Here is an 18,146-nt window from a genome sequence, read left to right on the forward strand (position 1 = left end):
AACCCTAGGTGTCAGTTGCCACTGGAGTTGCTGGCGACGTTACCGGCCATCTCGATCTTGTCGAGCCTGCGGATGCGGATTCTTCTCTTGATCTGTGCCGCACCCGCGGTGGGCCTCGGGCTCTTGTCGTTTCCGGCCATCACGCACTCCATCCGAATCGGCCGTGCTGGTCTTTCCTTCGAGCTGTCCCGCCTTACTGATGATCATAATGGGAGGCGACGGAAACGACTTCAACCCTCTTTCTCGCTTTAGTGGGATTTGGACGGTATTTACTTCTGAAGTATGTCGTTCCCGAAGTCATGAAGGCCGTCAATGGCAGAGCGACACCCGCGAAACCGGCCATCAGAAGAACCGGCGCGCTTCCCAGAGCCGCCTCGGCGGGGCCGGTGAGAATCAGGCCGAGAGGAGTGAGCGCGGAGGCGGCGATCCAGTCGAGCGAGACCACGCGCGCCAGCCGTTCCGCGGGCACCTCGTGCTGGAGCGAGACCACCCACTGCACGGAGAAGACCTCGATCCCGAACCCGGCCAGGGCGAAACAGACGTAGACGATCCACGGGGCCTGCGAGAAGCACAGGGCCGGAGGCACCAGCCCGTACGCCGTCAGCCCCGTGATCGCCGCGAGCCCCGGCCGCCGGGGCTTCCAGAGCATGCTGAACACCCCTCCCGCCAGGCCGCCGACGGAGAGCAGGGCGAGACCGGTCCCGTAGAAGGCGTCGCCCCCGAAGCTCTCCCTGGCCAGGACCGGGAGCAGGACCTGCGCCGGGGCGATCGTGAGCATCGACTGCAGCGCGGTCACCACGATGACGGTCCCGATCCAGCGCCTCAGCCAGACCTCGCGCACCCCCTCGGCGATCTCCCGCCAGGCCGAGGCCCTGGCCGTACGGACGACCACGGGCTCCCGCAGGAGGACCAGGGCGCACAGGCTGAACGCGAAGGCCCCCAGGGCCGCCACGAAGGCCGCCCTGACCGGGGCCGACGAGACCAGGAGGGCGCCGAGGCCGGGACCGGCGATGGCGCCGACACGCCAGGAGACGGCGTTGAGGGCCGCCCCCGCGGGCCGCTGCTCCGGGGTGAGCACCGACCCGAGGCACGCCTGGAAGGCGGGGCGGAAGAAGGCCTCGGCCGCCCCGGCGAGGAAGACCATCCCGCCGAGCACCCAGGCCGAGGTGACGCCCGCCAGGCCGGCCATGACCACGCAGCACAGGAACGCCTGCGAGGCGAGCATGACGTGCCGTCTGGGCAGCCGGTCGGCCCACACGCCGCCGAAGAGCCCGAACAGGACCAGGGCGGCCCAACGCGAGGCGAGCACCGCCCCGACCTCCGTGGCGGTGCCGCCCGCGTCGAGCAGTGAGACGACGACCGCGACGGGAAACACCTGGTCTCCGGCCACGGAAGCGATAAGGCTTATCCAAAGGGTCCGGAATTCCCGATTTCCTAATACCGAGCCGGTGAGCCACTTTGGGATAAGCCTTCGGAGGGCGCTCATGCTGGTGAATGATGCGCTATTTCCCCGTGGGTAACAAGGTTGTCAAGGGCGCTGTAGCGCCTCTCTTATCTCATCGTCGTCAGGGGCGAGATCCAGCGCCCGGGTGAGGTCGGCCACGGCCTCCTCCTCCCGTCCGGCGGCGCGCAACGCCATCGCCCGGTTGAACAGCAACGCCGGGTCGGCGCCGGGTTCGAGGGCCCGGGTGAAGTCGGAGACCGCTCCCTCGGGGTCGCCGGTCTCGAACGCCAGCATCCCCCGGCTCGCCCAGGCCGCCATCAGCGAGGGGGAGAGCTCGATGGCCCTGTCGAAGGCGGCCCTCGCCCGTTCGGTACGGCCCTGCGCCATCTCGATCTGGCCGAGTGCGCACAGCAGGTACGGGTTGAGCGGGTCGATCCGCAGCCCCGCCTCCGCGTCGGCCCTGGCCCTGCCGTACTCGCCGAGCGCGGCCAGCAGGCCCGCCCGGTTGGCGAGCCCGTCCACGAACTCCGGGTCGAGTTCGAGAGCGTGGTCCAGGTCGGCGAGCGCTCCCTCGTGGTCACCGGCCGAGAAGCGGATCTCGGCCCGGTTGTAGTACGGCTCGGGGAAGGGCGGCCCGACCCGCATCGCCGTCTCGTAGTCGGCGACCGCCTCCTGGCTCCTGCCCAGCCGGTGGAGCAGGTTCCCCCGGTCGATGTAGTAGTCGGGATGGCCGGGATCGATCCCGATCACGGTGTCCAGGTTCTCCAGGGCCTCCTCGGGGCGGCCCAGCGCGACGGCCAGCTGAGCCCTGTTGGCCAGCAGCACCATCCGGTGGATCGGGTGCTCACCGGGCGGCAGGTCCCGCTCCGCCAGGCCGAGCGCCTCCTGGACGAGGTCGAAGGCCCTGCCGGGACGGCCGAGGCGCAGCTCGACCAGTGCCCGGCCGTTGAGGTCGAAGCCCAGCCTGAAGGCCCGTTCGCGGGGGTCGGGAAGCAGCCCGGAGATGGCGACGGCCTGGTTCACCCAGGCGAGCGCGGCCTCGGGGTCGCGCCTGGCCGGATCGTGGTCGCGGACCTTGAGCATGGCCGTCGAGTAGGCCGCGGAGGCGTGCGTGACGGGGGAGACGCTCTCTCTCCTGGCCCGGTCGAACAGGGCCAGGGCCTCGGGCTCGCGGCCGAGCGCGCCCAGCGCGGTCGCGGTGTCGTGCACCAGCCGCCACCAGGTCTCCTCGGGAGTCTCCCGGGTCTCGGCGGGACCGGCCAGGGCCAGCGCGCGTGATCCCAGCTCGGCGGCCGCGTCGTGACAACCCGCCTCAAGACACCACTCGACGGCGAAGCGCAGCGCCTCGACCGCGCTGTGCGGCCGCGTGCCGTGCTCACGGTGGTGCGGGATCGCGCCGAGCCGCGCCCCGATCGTCCCCTCCCGCTCCAGCGCGTCGGCGAGCGCGTCGTGCTCCTCGGGGCTGAGGGACTTCTCCGGCACGACCTGCCCGCCGGTCACCACGGTCAGCAGCCCGGGGTCGATCCGGCGGCGCAGCACCGCCAGCAGTTCCCTGTCGGTCGGGTCCGCCTCGTGGACGTTCTCCACGACGAGCGTCCTGGGCCCGGTCTCGGCCAGATGCTCGCGGAGGAACTCGGCGAACCCGTTCGACAGACGCAGGGTACGGCGGGGCGCGTGGACCAGGATCCGCTCCGCCTTCGGCAGCAGACCGGTCAGCGACCGGCGCCTGAGCGGGATCAGGTGCTGCGCGTCGGGCGCCACCGCCCGCAGCTCTATGTCGTAGCGGGCCACCAGCTCGGGCCGCGCGACGGGCACGAGAGCAGAGACGATCGCGCTCGCGGCCGTGTACGGCCCGCGCAACCGCCGGTCGGCGTCCACGGGGGGCAGGAGCAGCGGGGCGAGGGGCGGGTCCTCCTGGGGGAACGATCCCAGACTCACCGGTCTCCTTTAAGTCACCTGTGTGTTCGTAAGGGGCCGGCGCCCACCACTGGGCGCCGGTTCCGTTGGCTCGACGTCAGCCGACATGCTTGGGGCTGGCGGCTCCGCTGAGCGTAATCGTGCCGGGCTTGTGAACAATTACTCGCTTCATTGCGTTGCCTCTCCCATAAATAAGAACAAATCGCAAGTATTCGCACCAGTCATATGGATTGACAAGGCATATCCTCAGACTGGCCGAATCAGGACACACCTATGGACAAACCGGTTCAAGAGGCATATTTCTGGCGAGGCTGTGTCCAGTGAAAGCCCATACGCGCCTGATCGGAGGAGTCGGCATGACGGGTCGCCCGAGCCCGTACGTGCCCGATCCGGCGGGGCCGGGCACGTACGGTCACGCGGTGTGCTCGTACGGCAGGGCACTTCCGCGCCGTGGGGCGGGGCGGAAGGCGGGCGCCGGGGGCGGGGTCACCTGGTGTGGGCACGCTCCCAGAGTACGACGGGCTCCGGCGCGGAGCCGCGCGGGTGCCGGAAACGACCCCTGACCTCCCTGTGTGCCGCGCGCCTGGCGAGACCTCCCGGGTGCCGGCGGTGCGGCGCCGGGAGTGCGGGGGCCTCTGGGGGAACGGGTGCGAGAAGAGGTCCCGGAGGACGGCGGGGTGCCTCGTGGGAGGAAAGCATCTTCTGGGGAATGAGGGACTCAACGGTAAATCCGCCTCTTCTGGTGGAGAAATCGAGATAAGTCCCCATGGTTTATTTCTTGGAAAAGTCAAGTGTTGGGATGACTTTTCTGGAAAAGCCTGGATATTGGGGAGGGGGTCCGGAAACCGCTCCACGGGACGGTCCGGCCCGCGGCCCGCCGTACCGGAGCGTGACCGGTTCCGGCGCGCCTCAGCCGGGCAGCGCCGTCCGCTCCCCGGGGACGTCCCCGGGACGGGAGCGGCGCCTGCGCCTGAGGGGGACACCGGGGAGGGCGACGTTGATGAAGGCCTCGGCCTGGAGGGCGGCGATGCCGATGCGCGGCAGGTCGCGGGCGGCCGGGTAGACCACGAACCTGGGGATCCACAGCGGGTGGAACTTCGCGTTGAACCTGTACAGCGACTCGATCTGGAACCACCGGGACAGGAAGACGAGCACGGCGTGCCAGGCGCGGAGCACGGGGCCCGCTCCCAGCCGTTCGCCCCTGGCCAGCACCGCCCGGAACATCGCGAAGTTGAGCGAGACCCTGCTCACCCCGAGTTCGGGGGCGGCCTGAAGGGCCTTGACGATCAGCAGTTCGTTGAGCCCCGGATCGGCGTCGCGGTCACGGCGCATCAGGTCCAGGGAGATGCCGTCCCGTCCCCAGGGCACGAAGTGCAGCACGGCCCGGATGTCCTCGCCGGGCGGGGCGGCGCCGTCCTCACAGGACCGGTGTGCGGTGACGACGACGCACTCGTCGTCCGCGGGGTCGCCGAAGCGGCCGAGCGCCATGGAGAAGCCCCGTTCCGTCTCCGTTCCGCGCCAGGAGTCCGCGGCCTCGCGGATGAGCCTCCTCTCGGTCTCGGAGAGGGTCCCGACCCGCCGCACCCGGCAGGTGTAGCCCGCGCGTTCGACGCGGTTGACCATCTGGCGGACGTTGCGCATCGCCCTGCCCTGGAGGGTGAAGCCCGCCGTCTCGACGACGGCCTCGTCGCCGATCTCCAGGGCGGACAGGTCGCCCTCCCGCGTCCAGACCTCGCCGCCCGCCTCGCTGCACCCGATCACGGCGGGCACCCAGGCATGCCGGGTCGCCTCGTCGAGGAAGCGCCTGATCGCGCCGGGCCACGCCTCGATGTCACCGACGGGGTCGCCGCTGGCGAGCATGACCCCGGCCACGACCCGGTAGGCGATCGCGGCCTTGCCGGAGGGGGAGAAGATCACGCTCTTGTCGCGGCGCAGCGCGAAGTAGCCCAGCGAGTCGCGGGCGCCGTGCCGGGCGAGCATCTCCCGCACGGCCTCCTCCTGCTCCCCGCTGAGCTCGGCGGCCGGCTTCTCCGGGCGCAACGCCAGGTAGGCGGTCGTCACCGCGGTGAGCAGCCCGAGGCCGGTGAGGGAGAAGTAGACCAGGTCGGCGGTCCTGCCGGAGGAGTAGACGACCGGTCCCTCCAGGCCGACGAGTCCCAGCAGCACGTGCTGGAGCCGGTCGCTGAGACTCGGGTCCCCGACGATGGTGTGCGGGTGGGTGTTGACCACGACCCAGCCGATGGCGACGTCCAGGACGAACATGAGCAGGAGGTTCCACACCGCGCGCCAGCGCGTCCTGGGGTCGGAGAGGGCGTGGAACTCGCGGCGGTTGACGACGAGCACCGCGAAGACCAGCATGCTGATCGCGGCGCCGATGATCCGGTGCATGTGCACGAGTTCGATGAGGGCGCTCAGCGGCAGCAGCAGGACCACGGTCCGCCACGCCCGCACCTTCCTGCGCTTGAGGGCGTGGGCGAGCATGACGAGCAGGATGCCCATGACGAGAGAGGCCGCCTGGGCGATCGAGGTGACCGTGCCCGGCAGGAAGCCCGCGATCTCACTGACCCGCGTCCCCCTGAACGGGGGGACGACGGCCTTGACGATGTCCAGAATCCCGATCGTCAGCGACGCGTAGCCCGCCGCGGCGGGCACCCAGGGGCGGGAGATGGGTGGACGTTCCCTCATGAGAGGAGGCTAAGCGGTGACGGTCGTCGCTCCGCGCAAGCCCGGCCAACACGACGTTAACTGCGGCCTTACCCGCGCTGAGTAAGTTTGGCGCACAGATCGAGCGGGGACGCGGTAACCGGGTGAGGGGCGGCATGGGAATCACCGCAGTCGGGGTGCAGCTTCTCTTCGGCCTGCTCGCCGTCGCGGCGCTGGCGGCGTCGGTCTGGGCCTGGCCGCTGCTGAGCGGGCGGACCTGGCGTTCGGTCCTCGGCCGGGTCGGGGTGCTCGCGGGAAACCAGATTCTCACCCTGGTGGCGCTCGGCCTGGTGGCGAACGCCTACTTCGGGTTCTACGGCTCCTGGGGTGACCTGCTCGGCACCGAAGGCGACGCGGCGCCGCCCATCGTCGCCGGGGACGGCCGGACCGCCGCCTCGGGACGTCCCGGCCAGGGAGTGACCGAGGTCGGCCAGGTCGCCCTGCCCCCGGGTACGGCGGGCAGGCTGGAGCAGGTCGTCATCTCGGGCGGGGAGAGCGGGATCTCCTCTCCCGGATACGTCTACCTGCCCCACGAGTACTTCGAGAAGAAGTACGCCGGCCGGCGCTTCCCGGTGATCCTCGCGCTGACCGGTTACCCGGGAGACGCCAGGAACCTGATCACCAGGCTGAACCTTCCCGCCATGGCCGCGAAGTCGGTCGCCGGGAAGCGGATGCCTCCCACGATCATGGTGCTCATGCGTCCGACGGTCGTCCCGCCCCGCGACACCGAGTGCGTGGACGTGCCCGGCGGGCCCCAGGTGGAGACGTACTTCACCAGGGACCTGCGGGCGGCCGTCGCCGCCTCCTACCGGACGGGTCTCGACGCGCGGAGCTGGGGCGTCTTCGGCGGTTCGACCGGCGGCTACTGCGCGCTGAAGATGTCCATGCGCCATCCGGAGGCGTTCTCGGCCGCGGTCTCCCTGTCCGGCTACTTCCGCGCGGCCGTCGATGTGACCACGGGCGACCTGTTCGGCGGGAGCGCGAGGCTGCGCGAGGAGAACGACCTGATGTGGCGGCTGCGGAACCTGCCGGTCCCGCCCGTCTCGGTGCTGGTCACCAGCAGCGAGAGGGGGGAGAGCGGCTACGCCGACACCCGCGCGTTCCTGGCGCTGGCGAGGGAACCGATGCGGACCGCGTCGCTGATCCTGCCCAGTGGTGGCCACAACTTCAACACCTGGAACCGGGAGATCCCCCAGGCGCTGCCCTGGCTGGGCGAGCGGCTGCACGCCCCGGCGGCTTCCGGGGAGCACTCCGCCCAGGCGGGCGGCCGGGCCGTACGGCAGGGGCGGAAATGAACGATCCCCCCCGGGCCGTGGCCCGGGGGGGATCGCTGGGATGGTGGACGATACAGGGATTGAACCTGTGACCTCTTCCGTGTCAGGGAAGCGCTCTCCCGCTGAGCTAATCGTCCTCGTCGAAGAACCAGAGGTGGAGACGGGATTTGAACCCGTGTACACGGCTTTGCAGGCCGTTGCCTCGCCTCTCGGCCACTCCACCGAGCGGGGCCGCGGCCCCTGTTCGAGCGGAAGACGGGATTCGAACCCGCGACCCTCACCTTGGCAAGGTGATGCTCTACCACTGAGCCACTTCCGCGTGTGTTCCCGGACGAGCCGGTCTCACGGACAGAACTCTAGCGAATACTCGCCGACTCCCCAAACCGGATCTCGCCGCCGCAGGGGGTTCGTGACTCCCATGGACACTTCGATACCGGGCGAAAGATGTGAAAGGTAACGTCAGGGCATGGTCGCCGAACACATCGCCGCCGATGCTGACATCGCCCCCGTCGCCGCGCTCATCGCCGATCCGGCGAGGGCCGCGATGCTGACCGCGCTGCTGGACGGCCGCGCGCTGGCCGCCGGTGAGCTGGCCGGGCTCGCCGGGGTGAGCCCGCCGACCGCCAGCTCCCACCTGGCCAGGTTGCTGGAGGGCGGGATGGTCGAGGTCATCGCCCAGGGAAGACACCGCTACTACCGCCTTGCGGGCCCCGAGGTCGCCGAGGTGCTGGAGGTCCTCGCGCGGGTGGGGGCGCGTCCCGAGGTCCGCTCCCTGCGCCAGTCCCGCCAGGCGCGGCTGCTGGGGGAGGCGCGGACCTGTTACGACCACCTGGCGGGCCGGGCGGGGGTCGATCTGCTCGGGGCTCTCAAGGCCGCCGGGTACCTCGCCGGGGAGGAGGCCTTCGAGGTGACCGGCCGGGGCAGACGGGAGCTCGGCGACCTCGGCGTGGACGTGGACGCGGTCAGGGACACGCGGCGCAGATTCGCCCCCGCGTGCCTCGACTGGACGGAACGCAGGTTCCATCTCGGCGGAGCCCTCGGCGCGGCTGTGACCTGCGCTCTTATGGAGCGTGGATGGTACAGACGTGGGGTGGTCCGCAGAGTGGTCGAAGTCACAGAAAAGGGCAGAAAAGGCATAGCGGCGATCTATGCATGTAAGGAGCTAACATCGCATGCACTAGTTACTGAGATGCGCTGAGACGCGTTGAGTTCGAGAGAGTGACGCCATGGGTGACAGAGCGGTCGTGAACGTCGGGCCGGAACCGCTGAGCTTCGACGAGGTGACCATGGTGGCCCGGCACGGCGCCGAGGTACGCCTCACCGACGACGCCGTCGCGGCCATGGCCGCGGCCAGGATCCGCGTGGACGAGCTCGCGGAGAGCCCGACCCCCGCCTACGGCGTCTCGACCGGCTTCGGGGCGCTGGCCACCCGGCACATCGACCCCTCGCTGCGCGCCCAGCTCCAGCGTTCCCTCGTCCGCTCGCACGCCGCGGGCTCCGGCCCCGAGGTGGAGAAGGAGGTCGTCAGGGCGCTGATGCTGCTGCGCCTGCACACCCTGGCGACCGGCCACACCGGGGTGCGCCCGAAGACGGCCAAGGTCCTGCAGGACCTGCTCAACGCCTCGATCACCCCCGTCGTGCACGAGTACGGCAGCCTGGGCTGCTCGGGCGACCTCGCCCCGCTCTCCCACGTGGCCCTCACGATCATGGGGGAGGGCGTCGTCCGCGACGCGGCCGGAGACCTGCGTGACGCCGCCGAGGCGCTCAAGCAGGCGGGCATCGAGCCCGTCGAGCTGGCGGCCAAGGAGGGCCTGGCGCTGATCAACGGCACGGACGGCATGCTGGGCATGCTCATCCTGGCCATGGACGACCTCGGCCGCCTGTTCAGGACGGCCGACGTCTCCGCCGCCATGAGCGTCGAGGCGCTGCTCGGCACCGACCGCGTCTTCGCCGCCGACCTGCAGGCGTTGCGCCCCCACCCCGGCCAGGCGGCCAGCGCCGCCAACCTCAGGGCACTGCTCAAGGACTCGGGGATCATGGAGTCCCACCGGGACGGCACGTGCACCCGGGTCCAGGACGCCTACTCCCTGCGCTGCGCCCCCCAGGTGGCGGGAGCCGCCAGGGACACCCTCGCCCACGCCGCCGTCGTCGCCGAACGTGAGCTGGCCTCCGCGGTCGACAACCCGGTGGTCCTGGCCGACGGCCGGGTCGAGTCGAACGGCAACTTCCACGGGGCTCCCGTCGGCTACGTGCTCGACTTCCTCGCCATCGCGGTCGCGGACGTGGCGAGCATCTCCGAGCGCCGTACCGACCGGATGCTCGACGTGGCCCGCAGCCACGGCCTGCCCGCCTTCCTGGCCGACGACCCCGGCGTCGACTCCGGTCACATGATCGCGCAGTACACCCAGGCCGCGATCGTCTCCGAACTCAAGCGTCTGGCGGCACCCGCCAGCGTCGACTCCATCCCCAGCTCCGCCATGCAGGAGGACCACGTCTCCATGGGCTGGTCCGCCGCGCGCAAGCTGCGCCGCGCGGTCGACGGCCTGACCCGGGTGCTGGCGGTGGAGATCCTCACCGCGGCCAGGGCGCTGGACCTCCGCGCGCCGCACCGGCCCGCCCCCGCGACCGGGGCCGTTGTCGCCGCGCTGCGCCAGACGGTCGCGGGCCCGGGCCCCGACCGCTTCCTCGCCCCCGAGATCGAGGCGGTGACCAGGCTCGTGGCGAGCAACGCGGTCGTCGCCGCAGCCGAGTCCGTCACCGGGCCGCTGGAATAGCCGCCACCACCTCGATCTCGATCATCAGGCCCGGCATGAACAGCCGGGACACCTCGACGGTCGTGCTGGCCGGGGGCTCACCGGTGATGTGACGCCCCCGGACCTCGCCGTACTCCCTCAGCCGTGACATGTCGGTGAGGAAGGTCCGGATGTGGGTCACGTCGTCGAACGAGCACCCCTGGTCGGCGAGGATGCGCGCCAGCATCTCCATCACGTGCTCCGACTGGCGGGTCATGTCCCCCTCGCCGACCACCCGGCCCTCCTCGTCGAGCGCCACCTGACCGGAGACGAACAGCAGATCCCCGGTCCTGGTCGCGTGGGAGTAGTACCCGTTGGTCGCGGGCACCGAGGCCGGGTTCACCTTGCGCACCCCCGTGTTCCCCGTACGGCCCGCCGTCACGTATCCGAAGACGGCCGTCAGGTCCTGGTCGCCGAGCCCGGCGGAGACCGCCCCGAGCAGCAGTTCCTCGGCCGCCGCCGCCAGCGTCCGCGTCCCGTGTCCGGCCAGCCCCAGGTCCTTGGCGGCGAGCCCGAGGGAGTAGGCGGTCGGTTGCGGCCCGTTCTCGACGACGGGGCGCACCCGTTCGACGAGTGAGGCCAGCGGGGTCCCGCCGAGCACGTCCAGCAGCGTCCCGGTGTCCACACCGGCCGCCGCCGCGTGGGCCAGGTTCTCCGCGAGCAGCACCTGCGCCGGGACCAGCGCGCTCATCACCGCGAGCTTCAGCGCCGCCCCGGAGCCGGGACCGCCGCTCTCCCGTACCCGCCCGAAGACCTCAAGCACCTCGCGGCAGCGGGCCAGGTCTCCGGCGTCGCCGCCGGCCAGCACCGTCAGCGTGCCGTCCGCGGCGGGTCCCACACTGCCGAGCACCGGCGCGTCCACCAGCCCGACCCCGGGGGGCAGCAGGTCACGGAGCCCGGCGACCGCCTCGGGGCCGATCGTGGACATCTCGACGACCAGGGCTCCCGGCCGCAGCTCCGGGGCCGCCGCGGTGAGCACCTCCCGCACCGCCGCGGGGCCGGTGAGCATCGTGATCACAAGGTCCGCCTTCGCGACGGCCTCGGCCGCCGTCGCCGCGCTCACGGCCCCCTCGACCGTACGGGGAGTGCGGTTCCAGACCGTGACCTCGTGCCCCGCCGCCACGAGCCGTCGTGCCATCGGGGCGCCCATACGCCCCAAACCCAGGAAGGAAATCATGCCGTTCACGCTATGAGGGGCCAAGGCATTCCACCAGCGACTAGATTTCATGCATCCCATGCGAAGGAAGAATGTGTTCGACATCGACGCCCTGCGCCTCATGGACGCCGTCGTCAGGACCGGCTCGTTCACCGGGGCCGCGGCCCTGCTCAACTACACCCAGTCCGCGGTCTCCCGGCGCATCGCCTCCCTCGAACAGCAGGCGGGCGGCCCGCTGTTCGAACGCCTCCCCAGAGGAGTACGGCTCACGCCCGCGGGCCAGGCGCTCCACCTGCACGGGCTGGCCGTGCTCAACCGGCTCGCCATGGCCGAGGAGGAACTGGCGGGCATCCACGGCGGCTACCGGGGACGGCTGCGCGTCGGCGCCTTCGCCACCGCCAACGTCGCGCTGGTCCCCAGGGCCCTGCGGGACTTCGGCCGCGAGTTCCCGGGAGTCGCGCTCACCGTGGTCGAGGGGCCGAGCGCGGGCCTGCTGCGCCGTATGCGGGAGGGGGCCCTCGACATCGCCGTGATCAGCGACTACCCGTCGGGCCTGCCGTACGAGGAGGAGGTCGAGACCGTCGAACTGGTCGATGACGAGCTGCTGGTCGCACTGCCCAGGGACCATCGGCTCGCCGCGGGGCCGGAGGTGGACCTGCGGGAACTGCGGGAGGAGACCTGGATCGAGGCGGCCCCTCCCGGCGGGACGACCATGCTCGACACGGCCTGCGCAAAGGCGGGCTTCAGCCCGCGCGCCAGGCTCAGGATCGCCGAGTGGACCGGGAAGTTCGGCTTCGTGGCCGCGGGGCTCGGCGTCACGCTGGTTCCCGGCATCGCCGCGCACGCCGTACCCCGCGACCTGGTCCTGCGCTCGCTGGGCGACCTCGCCCCGCGCAGGTCCGTGTACGCCGCGCTGCCACGCGCCACCCCGCCCTCGGTCCTGCCCGCGGCCCGCGCGCTGGCCGGGTTCCTGGCCGACGCCGTGGGGACGGCGGCGTTTCCGCCGGCGGGATCGGCACCGCCGTCCGCGCGGGCATAACCTGGGGCGGCGTCCCGTGAGGAACGGCACTTGTTCCACCATCAGATCCGGCAGTTTCAGGAGGAGCCCGATGAACGTCCCCGTCTGGGTCAACGGGCGGCTCGTAGAGCCAGAGCAGGCGACGGTCTCGGTCTTCGACCACGGCCTGCTGGTCGGCGACGGCGTGTTCGAGACCGTCAAGTGCGTCGGCGGCGTCCCCTTCGCGCTCACCCGGCACCTCGACCGGCTGCTGGTCTCCGCGACGCGGATGGGCATGGCGGAGCCGGACGTGGAGTTCGTCGCGGCGGGCGTGCGCGCCTGCCTGGCACAGGCGCCGTCGTGGCCACTCGGCCGGATCCGCATCAGCTACACCAGCGGCCCCGGCCCTCTCGGCTCGGACCGGGGCGGGACGGACGGCACCGTCGTCGTGATCGTCGCGGACCAGAAGCCCTTCCCCGCGACCGCGGACGTCACGGTGGTGCCGTGGGCCCGCAACGAGCACGGCGCGCTGGCCGGGGTCAAGTCGACCTCCTACGGCGAGAACGTCCTGGCCCTGGCCTACGCCAAGGCCAGGGGAGGTGGCGAGGCGATCTTCGGGAACCTGGCGGGAAACCTGTGCGAGGGCACCGGCAGCAACGTCTTCGTCGTCCGTGACGGGCGGATCGTCACCCCCACGCTCGCCTCGGGCTGTCTGGCCGGGATCACCCGCGCGCTCACCCTCGAATGGTGCGGGGGAGCGGAGGAGGACCTTCCCCTCTCCGCGCTCGCCGAGGCCGAGGAGGCCTTCCTGACCTCGACGACCCGCGACATCCAGCCGATCAGGACGGTCGGAGGGACCGTGCTCCCCACCGCCCCCGGCCCGGTGACGGCCAAGGCGATGCGGGTCTTCGCCGAACGGAGCGCGGCCGACGTCGACCCGTGATCCGTCATGGGAACGCCGCAAACGCGACGCCGCCCGCGGGCCTGAAGCCTGCGGGCGGCGCCGGACGGAGCCTCAGGAGCTCCAGAGCATGTTGCTGAGCTCGGCGTCGAGGTCCATGAAGTCGGTCTCACGGCCCGCGGGGACCAGCTCGTAGGTCCGGTGCAGGAACTCGGTGAGAGGCGCGAGAGGCACCTCGAACAGAGCCTGCCCGAAGGGCGAGGTGAGACTGATGTGCAGTGTCCGTTCGCCGTCGGCGCGCGCGGGCCACACCTGGACGTCTCCGTCGCCGACCCGTCGCACGATGCCGACGGTCAGCAGTTCACGGGCGAAGATCCACTCGACCGGTTCGTCGTTCCCCACATGGAAGGCCATTCTGATCGCGTAGGGATCATCGGCCGTGTAGCTGAGTCCGGCGAGCAGGGGGACGGTGGTACGGTCGGGGACCACAAGCCGAAGGCCCAGCTCGGCAGAGACGGTGGAGCTGTTCATCGTCAGCCAAACCTTTTTCGTCGTCGGTCCCCTCTGCGGGGCTTTCACTGCTCTGGCGGACTCTTCGTCCCGAGCTATGACGCGGAACAAAGAAACCTGTAGGGAAGATTCCGCCTCCGGGCCCTTCTGTAACGCACATCACAGCGCGACATTTGGGTCTCTACCTGGCTAAACATCACCAACAGGGCCATATTTGCAAGGGTTTTGCGTATCGTTTTGGTCACCGTCGACTCCCCCTGCCGGGGCGTCTCGGGCCATAGAGGTTGAGCCTGGGTCGTACGGTGCTTCTACGGATCAGGACGATGCTATGACACCGTAGCCCCCTGCTGGACGCATCCACGGACCTTTGGTTCGCGTCCGTGTCGCGCCTTCAAGATCGTCTCCTCTCCCGCGTCGCTTCGCCAGTGCTCTCGGATTGCTGTATGGTTTTCCACGTCGGCACCGTCAGGCGCCGACAGGGCGGGCGATTAGCTCAGCGGGAGAGCGCTTCGTTCACACCGAAGAGGTCACTGGTTCGATCCCAGTATCGCCCACGCGAGTAAGACGCAGACATTGGCCCGGAGGTTTACCCGAACCTCCGGGCCTGCTGCTGTCCGGCCCCGGATGCAGACCCTGGAAGGGTCCCCTCCGCCGAAGGCGAGGATCACGACCCGCTCTCCGTCATGGTCGACGGCGGCTCCTCCTTCCCGGCCTGCGGGGAGCCCGTACCCGCCGGACGACATGCTCGGCATGGGAAGGCACTCCGGTTCGAAGGACGGATCGGTGCGGCTTCCGGCGCCCAGTTCGCGGTAGGTCTTCGTGGGGCGCTGTTCGACCGTGCTCGTGGTGACGTAGAGCTTCTTTGAGACCTGCCGGTCGGTGTCGCCACGCGCGGCGAGCACGGCGACCCGGTGCCCGGCCCTGCTCAGCTGGTCGACGGGGAGCCGGGCGTCGAGCCATGCCGTGGTCACGGCGATCCGGCGTTCCGCCGTGACCACGGGGTACGCCTGGCCGGCGAGGCACGCCAACAAAACCCGGGCGCCGTGTGTCCAAGAAGATATGGAATGGAGAAACAGGACACGACGTGGCCCGGCGACCTCCCTGGTGACGGCGGCGGTGCTGGCCGCCGTCACCGCGTGCGCCCCGCCCGCGCTCTCCGGGACGGCCGCCGCACCGGTCCCGGCGCGACCCACCGGCCCCCCGGCGGGCACGGGGACACAGCAGAGCACCGGGACTGCGGTGTTCGAGGGGGCGAGCCTGTCCACCACGGCCGCCGGGCGCTGCCGTACCGAGGGGCTCAGGGCGGGCGTCGGCCGGGTGGACGCGGGGGCGGGGCAACGGTACGCGCCGCTGGTGCTCACCAACACCTCGGCGAAGAGCTGCTGGGTCTACGGCTTCGTCGGCCTGGTCATGTTCGACGCCAAGGGGGACGCCCTGCGCACCAGGGTCCGCAGGGAGAACGTCCCGGCGCACCGGGTGACACTGCGCCCCGGGGCCTCGGCGCACGCCAGACTCCACTGGACCACGGTGCCGAGCGGGCGCGAGACCTCGTGCCCGTCCGCGGCACGCCTGATGATCATTCCGCCGGACGAGGTGGCGCACCTGGAGATCCCCTTCGCCGGTGTGGTCTGCGGCGACGGCAGGCTCGACGTCACCCCGATGGTCTCCGGCTCCAGGCTGTGAACGCGCCGGGAGCCGCGTTCTCCGAAAAACGATCAACAGGTGCCTAAACTGGCCGCAGTCACGAGAACGGAGTTCTGTGGTGCGGATCGGACTGTCACTCGGTGAGCCGGCGGGTCCCGGCGAACTGGTGAACCTGCGCAGGCAGATCGAGAGGGCGGCCGACGACGGCTTCTCCTCCGCCTGGCTGTCCAACATCTTCGGCCTCGACGCGCTGACCGCGCTGGCCGTCGCGGGTGGTCAGGTGCCCGGGATCGAACTGGGCACCTCCGTCGTGCCCGCCTATCCGCGCCATCCGGCGGCTCTGGCCCAGCAGGCGCTCACGGTCAACGCCGCCCTCGACGGCAGGCTCGCCCTGGGCGTCGGCCTGTCGCACAAGGTCGTCATCGAGGGCATGTACGGCTACAGCTTCGACCGGCCTGCCAGGTACATGCGGGAGTACCTCTCCGTCCTGGTGCCTCTCCTGCGCGGCGAGCAGGTGGCCTTCGAGGGCGAGACCCTCACCGCGCGGATCGGGCTGACCACCCCCGGCGCCGGGAACCTGCCCGTGCTGGTCGCCGCGCTGGCCCCACGCATGCTCAAGCTGGCGGGAGAGCTGGCCGACGGAACCGTGCTGTGGATGACCGGCCCCAAGACCGTGACCGAGCACATCGCGCCCGCCGTGACCGAGGCCGCGCGGGCGGCGGGACGGCCCGCGCCCAGGATCGTGTGCGTCCTGCCGGTCTGTGTCACCGACGACGCCGAGGCCGCGAGGGCGAAGGCCGCCGAGCTGTTCGCGCTCTACGGTGAGCTGCCGTCCTACCGGGCGGTCCTCGACCGGGAGGGGGCCGCGGGCCCGGCGGACATCGCGATCATCGGGGACGAGGAGAGCGTCTCCGCCAGGATCGGCGAGCTCGCCAAGGCCGGGGTCACCGACTTCGCCGCCGCGGTGTTCGCCGAGGGCCGCAGGACACGGGAGTTCCTCAAGACCCTCCTGTGACGCCCGCCGTCATGACCGCGCTCCTGTCAGAGGCCGAACGCGGTCAGTGTCACCCACGCGGTGCCGAGCCCGGTCAGCGCCCCGACGGCGACCTGGGGCGGGGTGTGGTGGCCCAGCCGTACCCTGGCCCAGCAGACGACGGCCACGACCAGCGCCCCCGCGGCCAGTGTCGGTACGGCGGGCAGCACCCTGGAGAGCACGACGACGCTCCCCGCGGACACGGCGGCGTGGAAGGAGATCTTCCACCTGAGCGTGACCGGGACCGTCACCGCGAGGGCGGCCAGCATCGCGGTCACCGTGGAGACCAGCAGCGTGGGCGCCCGCAGCAGGACCAGCAGCACCAGCGCGGCCAGCACCGCGCAGACGGCGACCAGCAGCGGCTTCGTCCGGCTCGCGCGGTCGACCAGATGGTGGGAGTCGAGCCGCCCCGAGCGGACCCCGGCCGCGATCACCCCGGCGGGGACCCCGCCGCACAGCGCCGAGGTCCCCAGGCCCCACAGGACGCCCGGCCAGCCGTCGGCCAGCAGCCCGACGACCGGGGGCAGCGCGATGACCAGCACCTGCGGGGCGAAGACGCCGGTGACCAGCCGGGCCGCCGCCGTCCCCGGCTCATCGCGTGCCATCTCCCGACCGTCCATGCCGTCCTCCCCGCCTGTGCCAGGTCCGCCGGGATAACCTTGGCAGGCGGGCGGCCCCGGGGTGACATCCCGCAGGCCGCCGGAGCGCGGTGGGCGTGTGAGGTCAGTCGTTGGCGTGCAGGGCGCTGTTGAGCTCGATGCCCGTGCCGGAGCGCGGCACGACCTCGACGGCCCCGGAGGTGGAGTTACGGCGGAACAGCAGGCCCGGCGAGCCGGAGAGCTCGGCGGCCTTGGCGACCTTCCCGTCGGGCAGGACGACCTTCGTCCCGGCCGTGACGTACAGGCCCGCCTCGACGACGCAGTCGTCGCCCAGCGAGATGCCCACGCCACTGTTGGCGCCGAGCAGGCAGCGGCTCCCGATGGAGATGACCTGCTTGCCGCCGCCGGACAGGGTGCCCATGATCGAGGCGCCGCCGCCGACGTCGGAGCCGTCGCCGACCACCACGCCCGCCGAGATGCGGCCCTCGACCATGGACGTGCCGAGCGTGCCCGCGTTGAAGTTGACGAACCCCTCGTGCATCACGGTCGTGCCCGCGGCCAGGTGGGCGCCGAGGCGGACCCGGTCGGCGTCGGCGATCCGCACTCCGGAGGGCATCACGTAGTCGGCCATCCGGGGGAACTTGTCCACGCCGTGGACGGTCACCGGGCCACGCGCGCGCAGGCGCAGCCGTACGGCCTCGAAGCCCTCGACGGGGCACGGGCCGTGGCTGGTCCACACCACGTTGGCGAGCAGGCCGAAGATGCCGTCCAGGTTCTGCCCGTGCGGCTGGACGAGCCGGGCGGAGAGCAGGTGGAGACGGAGGTAGACGTCGTGGGTGTCGGCGGGGGCCTCCGACAGCTTGGTGATCCCGGTGAAGACCGCGACCACCTCGACTCCCCTGGCATCGTCCGGTCCGAGAAGCGCGGTGACCTCGGGGCCGAGGGCCTCGGCGGCCTCCTGGGCGGTCAGCCGCCTGGTGCCCGGCGAGGCGGGGTCACCCAGGCGCGGGTCGGGGAACCAGGTGTCGAGCACGGTGCCGTCTGAGGCGATGGTGGCGATGCCGACGCCGTGGGCGCCGGAGGTCTGAGCTGCTGCGTTCACGCCGACCAAGCCTAGTCAAAGCGGGTGCAACGGCCGTACGGCGAGGGTGTGGCCGGCGTGTGCGCAAGCCTCTC

General features: G+C 71.2%; 16 protein-coding genes and 4 tRNA genes. 8 read left to right on the forward strand and 12 right to left on the reverse strand.

Annotated features, from left to right (window positions below; all coding sequences use genetic code 11):
• Positions 1–11 precede the first annotated feature (11 nt).
• From ABZ463_RS12955 to ABZ463_RS12970, 4 genes are all read right to left on the reverse strand, one after another.
• Positions 12–140, reverse strand: coding sequence for a hypothetical protein (locus ABZ463_RS12955; RefSeq protein WP_352011646.1), 129 nt, complete (start codon positions 138–140; stop codon positions 12–14).
• 53 nt (positions 141–193) lie between these two features.
• On the reverse strand, positions 194–1,486 hold the full coding sequence (locus ABZ463_RS12960; RefSeq protein WP_362775816.1) for an MFS transporter: 1,293 nt from the start codon (positions 1,484–1,486) through the stop codon (positions 194–196).
• A 42-nt stretch (positions 1,487–1,528) separates the two neighbouring features.
• On the reverse strand, positions 1,529–3,382 hold the full coding sequence (locus tag ABZ463_RS12965) for a tetratricopeptide repeat protein (RefSeq protein WP_362775818.1): 1,854 nt from the start codon (positions 3,380–3,382) through the stop codon (positions 1,529–1,531).
• Positions 3,383–4,270: 888 nt separating this feature from the next.
• Entirely contained in the window at positions 4,271–6,046 is a 1,776-nt protein-coding gene (locus ABZ463_RS12970; RefSeq protein WP_362775820.1) for a phosphatidylglycerol lysyltransferase domain-containing protein, read from the reverse strand.
• Between the two features lie 134 nt (positions 6,047–6,180).
• Between ABZ463_RS12970 and ABZ463_RS12975 the strand changes: the two genes are divergently transcribed.
• Complete coding sequence (locus tag ABZ463_RS12975; protein WP_362775822.1) at positions 6,181–7,359, forward strand: alpha/beta hydrolase-fold protein; 1,179 nt, start codon at positions 6,181–6,183, stop codon at positions 7,357–7,359.
• A 41-nt stretch (positions 7,360–7,400) separates the two neighbouring features.
• Here ABZ463_RS12975 and ABZ463_RS12980 read toward each other — a convergent pair.
• From ABZ463_RS12980 to ABZ463_RS12990, 3 genes are all read right to left on the reverse strand, one after another.
• Positions 7,401–7,475: transfer RNA gene (locus ABZ463_RS12980), tRNA-Val, on the reverse strand.
• Positions 7,476–7,490: 15 nt separating this feature from the next.
• Positions 7,491–7,561 (reverse strand) — tRNA-Cys (locus ABZ463_RS12985).
• Positions 7,562–7,585: 24 nt separating this feature from the next.
• A tRNA-Gly gene (locus tag ABZ463_RS12990) sits at positions 7,586–7,657 on the reverse strand.
• A 147-nt stretch (positions 7,658–7,804) separates the two neighbouring features.
• On the opposite strand from ABZ463_RS12990, the gene ABZ463_RS12995 reads away from it, so the two are divergent.
• Together ABZ463_RS12995 and hutH are read left to right on the forward strand one after the other, a co-directional pair.
• Entirely contained in the window at positions 7,805–8,536 is a 732-nt protein-coding gene (locus ABZ463_RS12995) for a winged helix-turn-helix domain-containing protein (protein ID WP_352011651.1), read from the forward strand.
• Positions 8,537–8,564: 28 nt separating this feature from the next.
• The gene (gene hutH / locus ABZ463_RS13000) at positions 8,565–10,112 is read left to right on the forward strand and encodes a histidine ammonia-lyase (RefSeq protein ID WP_352011652.1); all 1,548 of its coding nucleotides are present in this window, start codon (positions 8,565–8,567) and stop codon (positions 10,110–10,112) included.
• On the opposite strand, the gene ABZ463_RS13005 is transcribed toward hutH, so the two are convergent.
• Complete coding sequence (locus ABZ463_RS13005; RefSeq protein WP_362775825.1) at positions 10,093–11,409, reverse strand: NAD(P)-binding domain-containing protein; 1,317 nt, start codon at positions 11,407–11,409, stop codon at positions 10,093–10,095. The genes hutH and ABZ463_RS13005 overlap by 20 nt on opposite strands.
• On the opposite strand from ABZ463_RS13005, the gene ABZ463_RS13010 reads away from it, so the two are divergent.
• Positions 11,366–12,325: a LysR family transcriptional regulator gene (locus ABZ463_RS13010; RefSeq protein WP_362775826.1), complete on the forward strand. Its 960-nt coding sequence runs from the start codon at positions 11,366–11,368 to the stop codon at positions 12,323–12,325. The two genes, ABZ463_RS13005 and ABZ463_RS13010, sit on opposite strands and share 44 nt — an antisense overlap.
• 70 nt (positions 12,326–12,395) lie before the next feature.
• A complete protein-coding gene (locus ABZ463_RS13015) occupies positions 12,396–13,226 on the forward strand; it encodes an aminotransferase class IV (RefSeq protein WP_362775827.1) in 831 nt (276 codons plus the stop codon).
• A gap of 72 nt (positions 13,227–13,298) precedes the next feature.
• Here the strand turns inward: ABZ463_RS13015 and ABZ463_RS13020 are convergent, their stop codons facing one another.
• A complete protein-coding gene (locus tag ABZ463_RS13020; protein ID WP_089210725.1) occupies positions 13,299–13,715 on the reverse strand; it encodes an SsgA family sporulation/cell division regulator in 417 nt (138 codons plus the stop codon).
• Between the two features lie 461 nt (positions 13,716–14,176).
• Here ABZ463_RS13020 and ABZ463_RS13025 point away from each other — a divergent pair.
• Positions 14,177–14,248 (forward strand) — tRNA-Val (locus tag ABZ463_RS13025).
• Here ABZ463_RS13025 and ABZ463_RS13030 read toward each other — a convergent pair.
• Positions 14,222–14,692 carry a hypothetical protein gene (locus ABZ463_RS13030; RefSeq protein ID WP_362775830.1) on the reverse strand — a complete coding sequence of 157 codons (471 nt, stop codon included), beginning with the start codon at positions 14,690–14,692 and terminating at the stop codon, positions 14,222–14,224. The two genes, ABZ463_RS13025 and ABZ463_RS13030, sit on opposite strands and share 27 nt — an antisense overlap.
• A gap of 61 nt (positions 14,693–14,753) precedes the next feature.
• Between ABZ463_RS13030 and ABZ463_RS13035 the strand changes: the two genes are divergently transcribed.
• Together ABZ463_RS13035 and ABZ463_RS13040 are read left to right on the forward strand one after the other, a co-directional pair.
• A complete protein-coding gene (locus ABZ463_RS13035; RefSeq protein WP_362775832.1) occupies positions 14,754–15,377 on the forward strand; it encodes a DUF4232 domain-containing protein in 624 nt (207 codons plus the stop codon).
• Between the two features lie 79 nt (positions 15,378–15,456).
• Positions 15,457–16,353 (forward strand): TIGR03564 family F420-dependent LLM class oxidoreductase, encoded by an 897-nt coding sequence (locus ABZ463_RS13040; RefSeq protein ID WP_362775834.1) that lies wholly within the window; start codon positions 15,457–15,459, stop codon positions 16,351–16,353.
• A gap of 26 nt (positions 16,354–16,379) precedes the next feature.
• Here ABZ463_RS13040 and ABZ463_RS13045 read toward each other — a convergent pair whose 3' ends face one another.
• Complete coding sequence (locus ABZ463_RS13045; protein WP_352011659.1) at positions 16,380–16,976, reverse strand: hypothetical protein; 597 nt, start codon at positions 16,974–16,976, stop codon at positions 16,380–16,382.
• Between the two features lie 118 nt (positions 16,977–17,094).
• Positions 17,095–18,072, reverse strand: coding sequence for a 2,3,4,5-tetrahydropyridine-2,6-dicarboxylate N-succinyltransferase (gene dapD, locus ABZ463_RS13050; protein ID WP_352011660.1), 978 nt, complete (start codon positions 18,070–18,072; stop codon positions 17,095–17,097).
• Positions 18,073–18,146: the final 74 nt, after the last annotated feature.

The organism is Streptosporangium sp. NPDC020145, from assembly GCF_040631275.1.
GTDB lineage: Bacteria > Actinomycetota > Actinomycetes > Streptosporangiales > Streptosporangiaceae > Streptosporangium.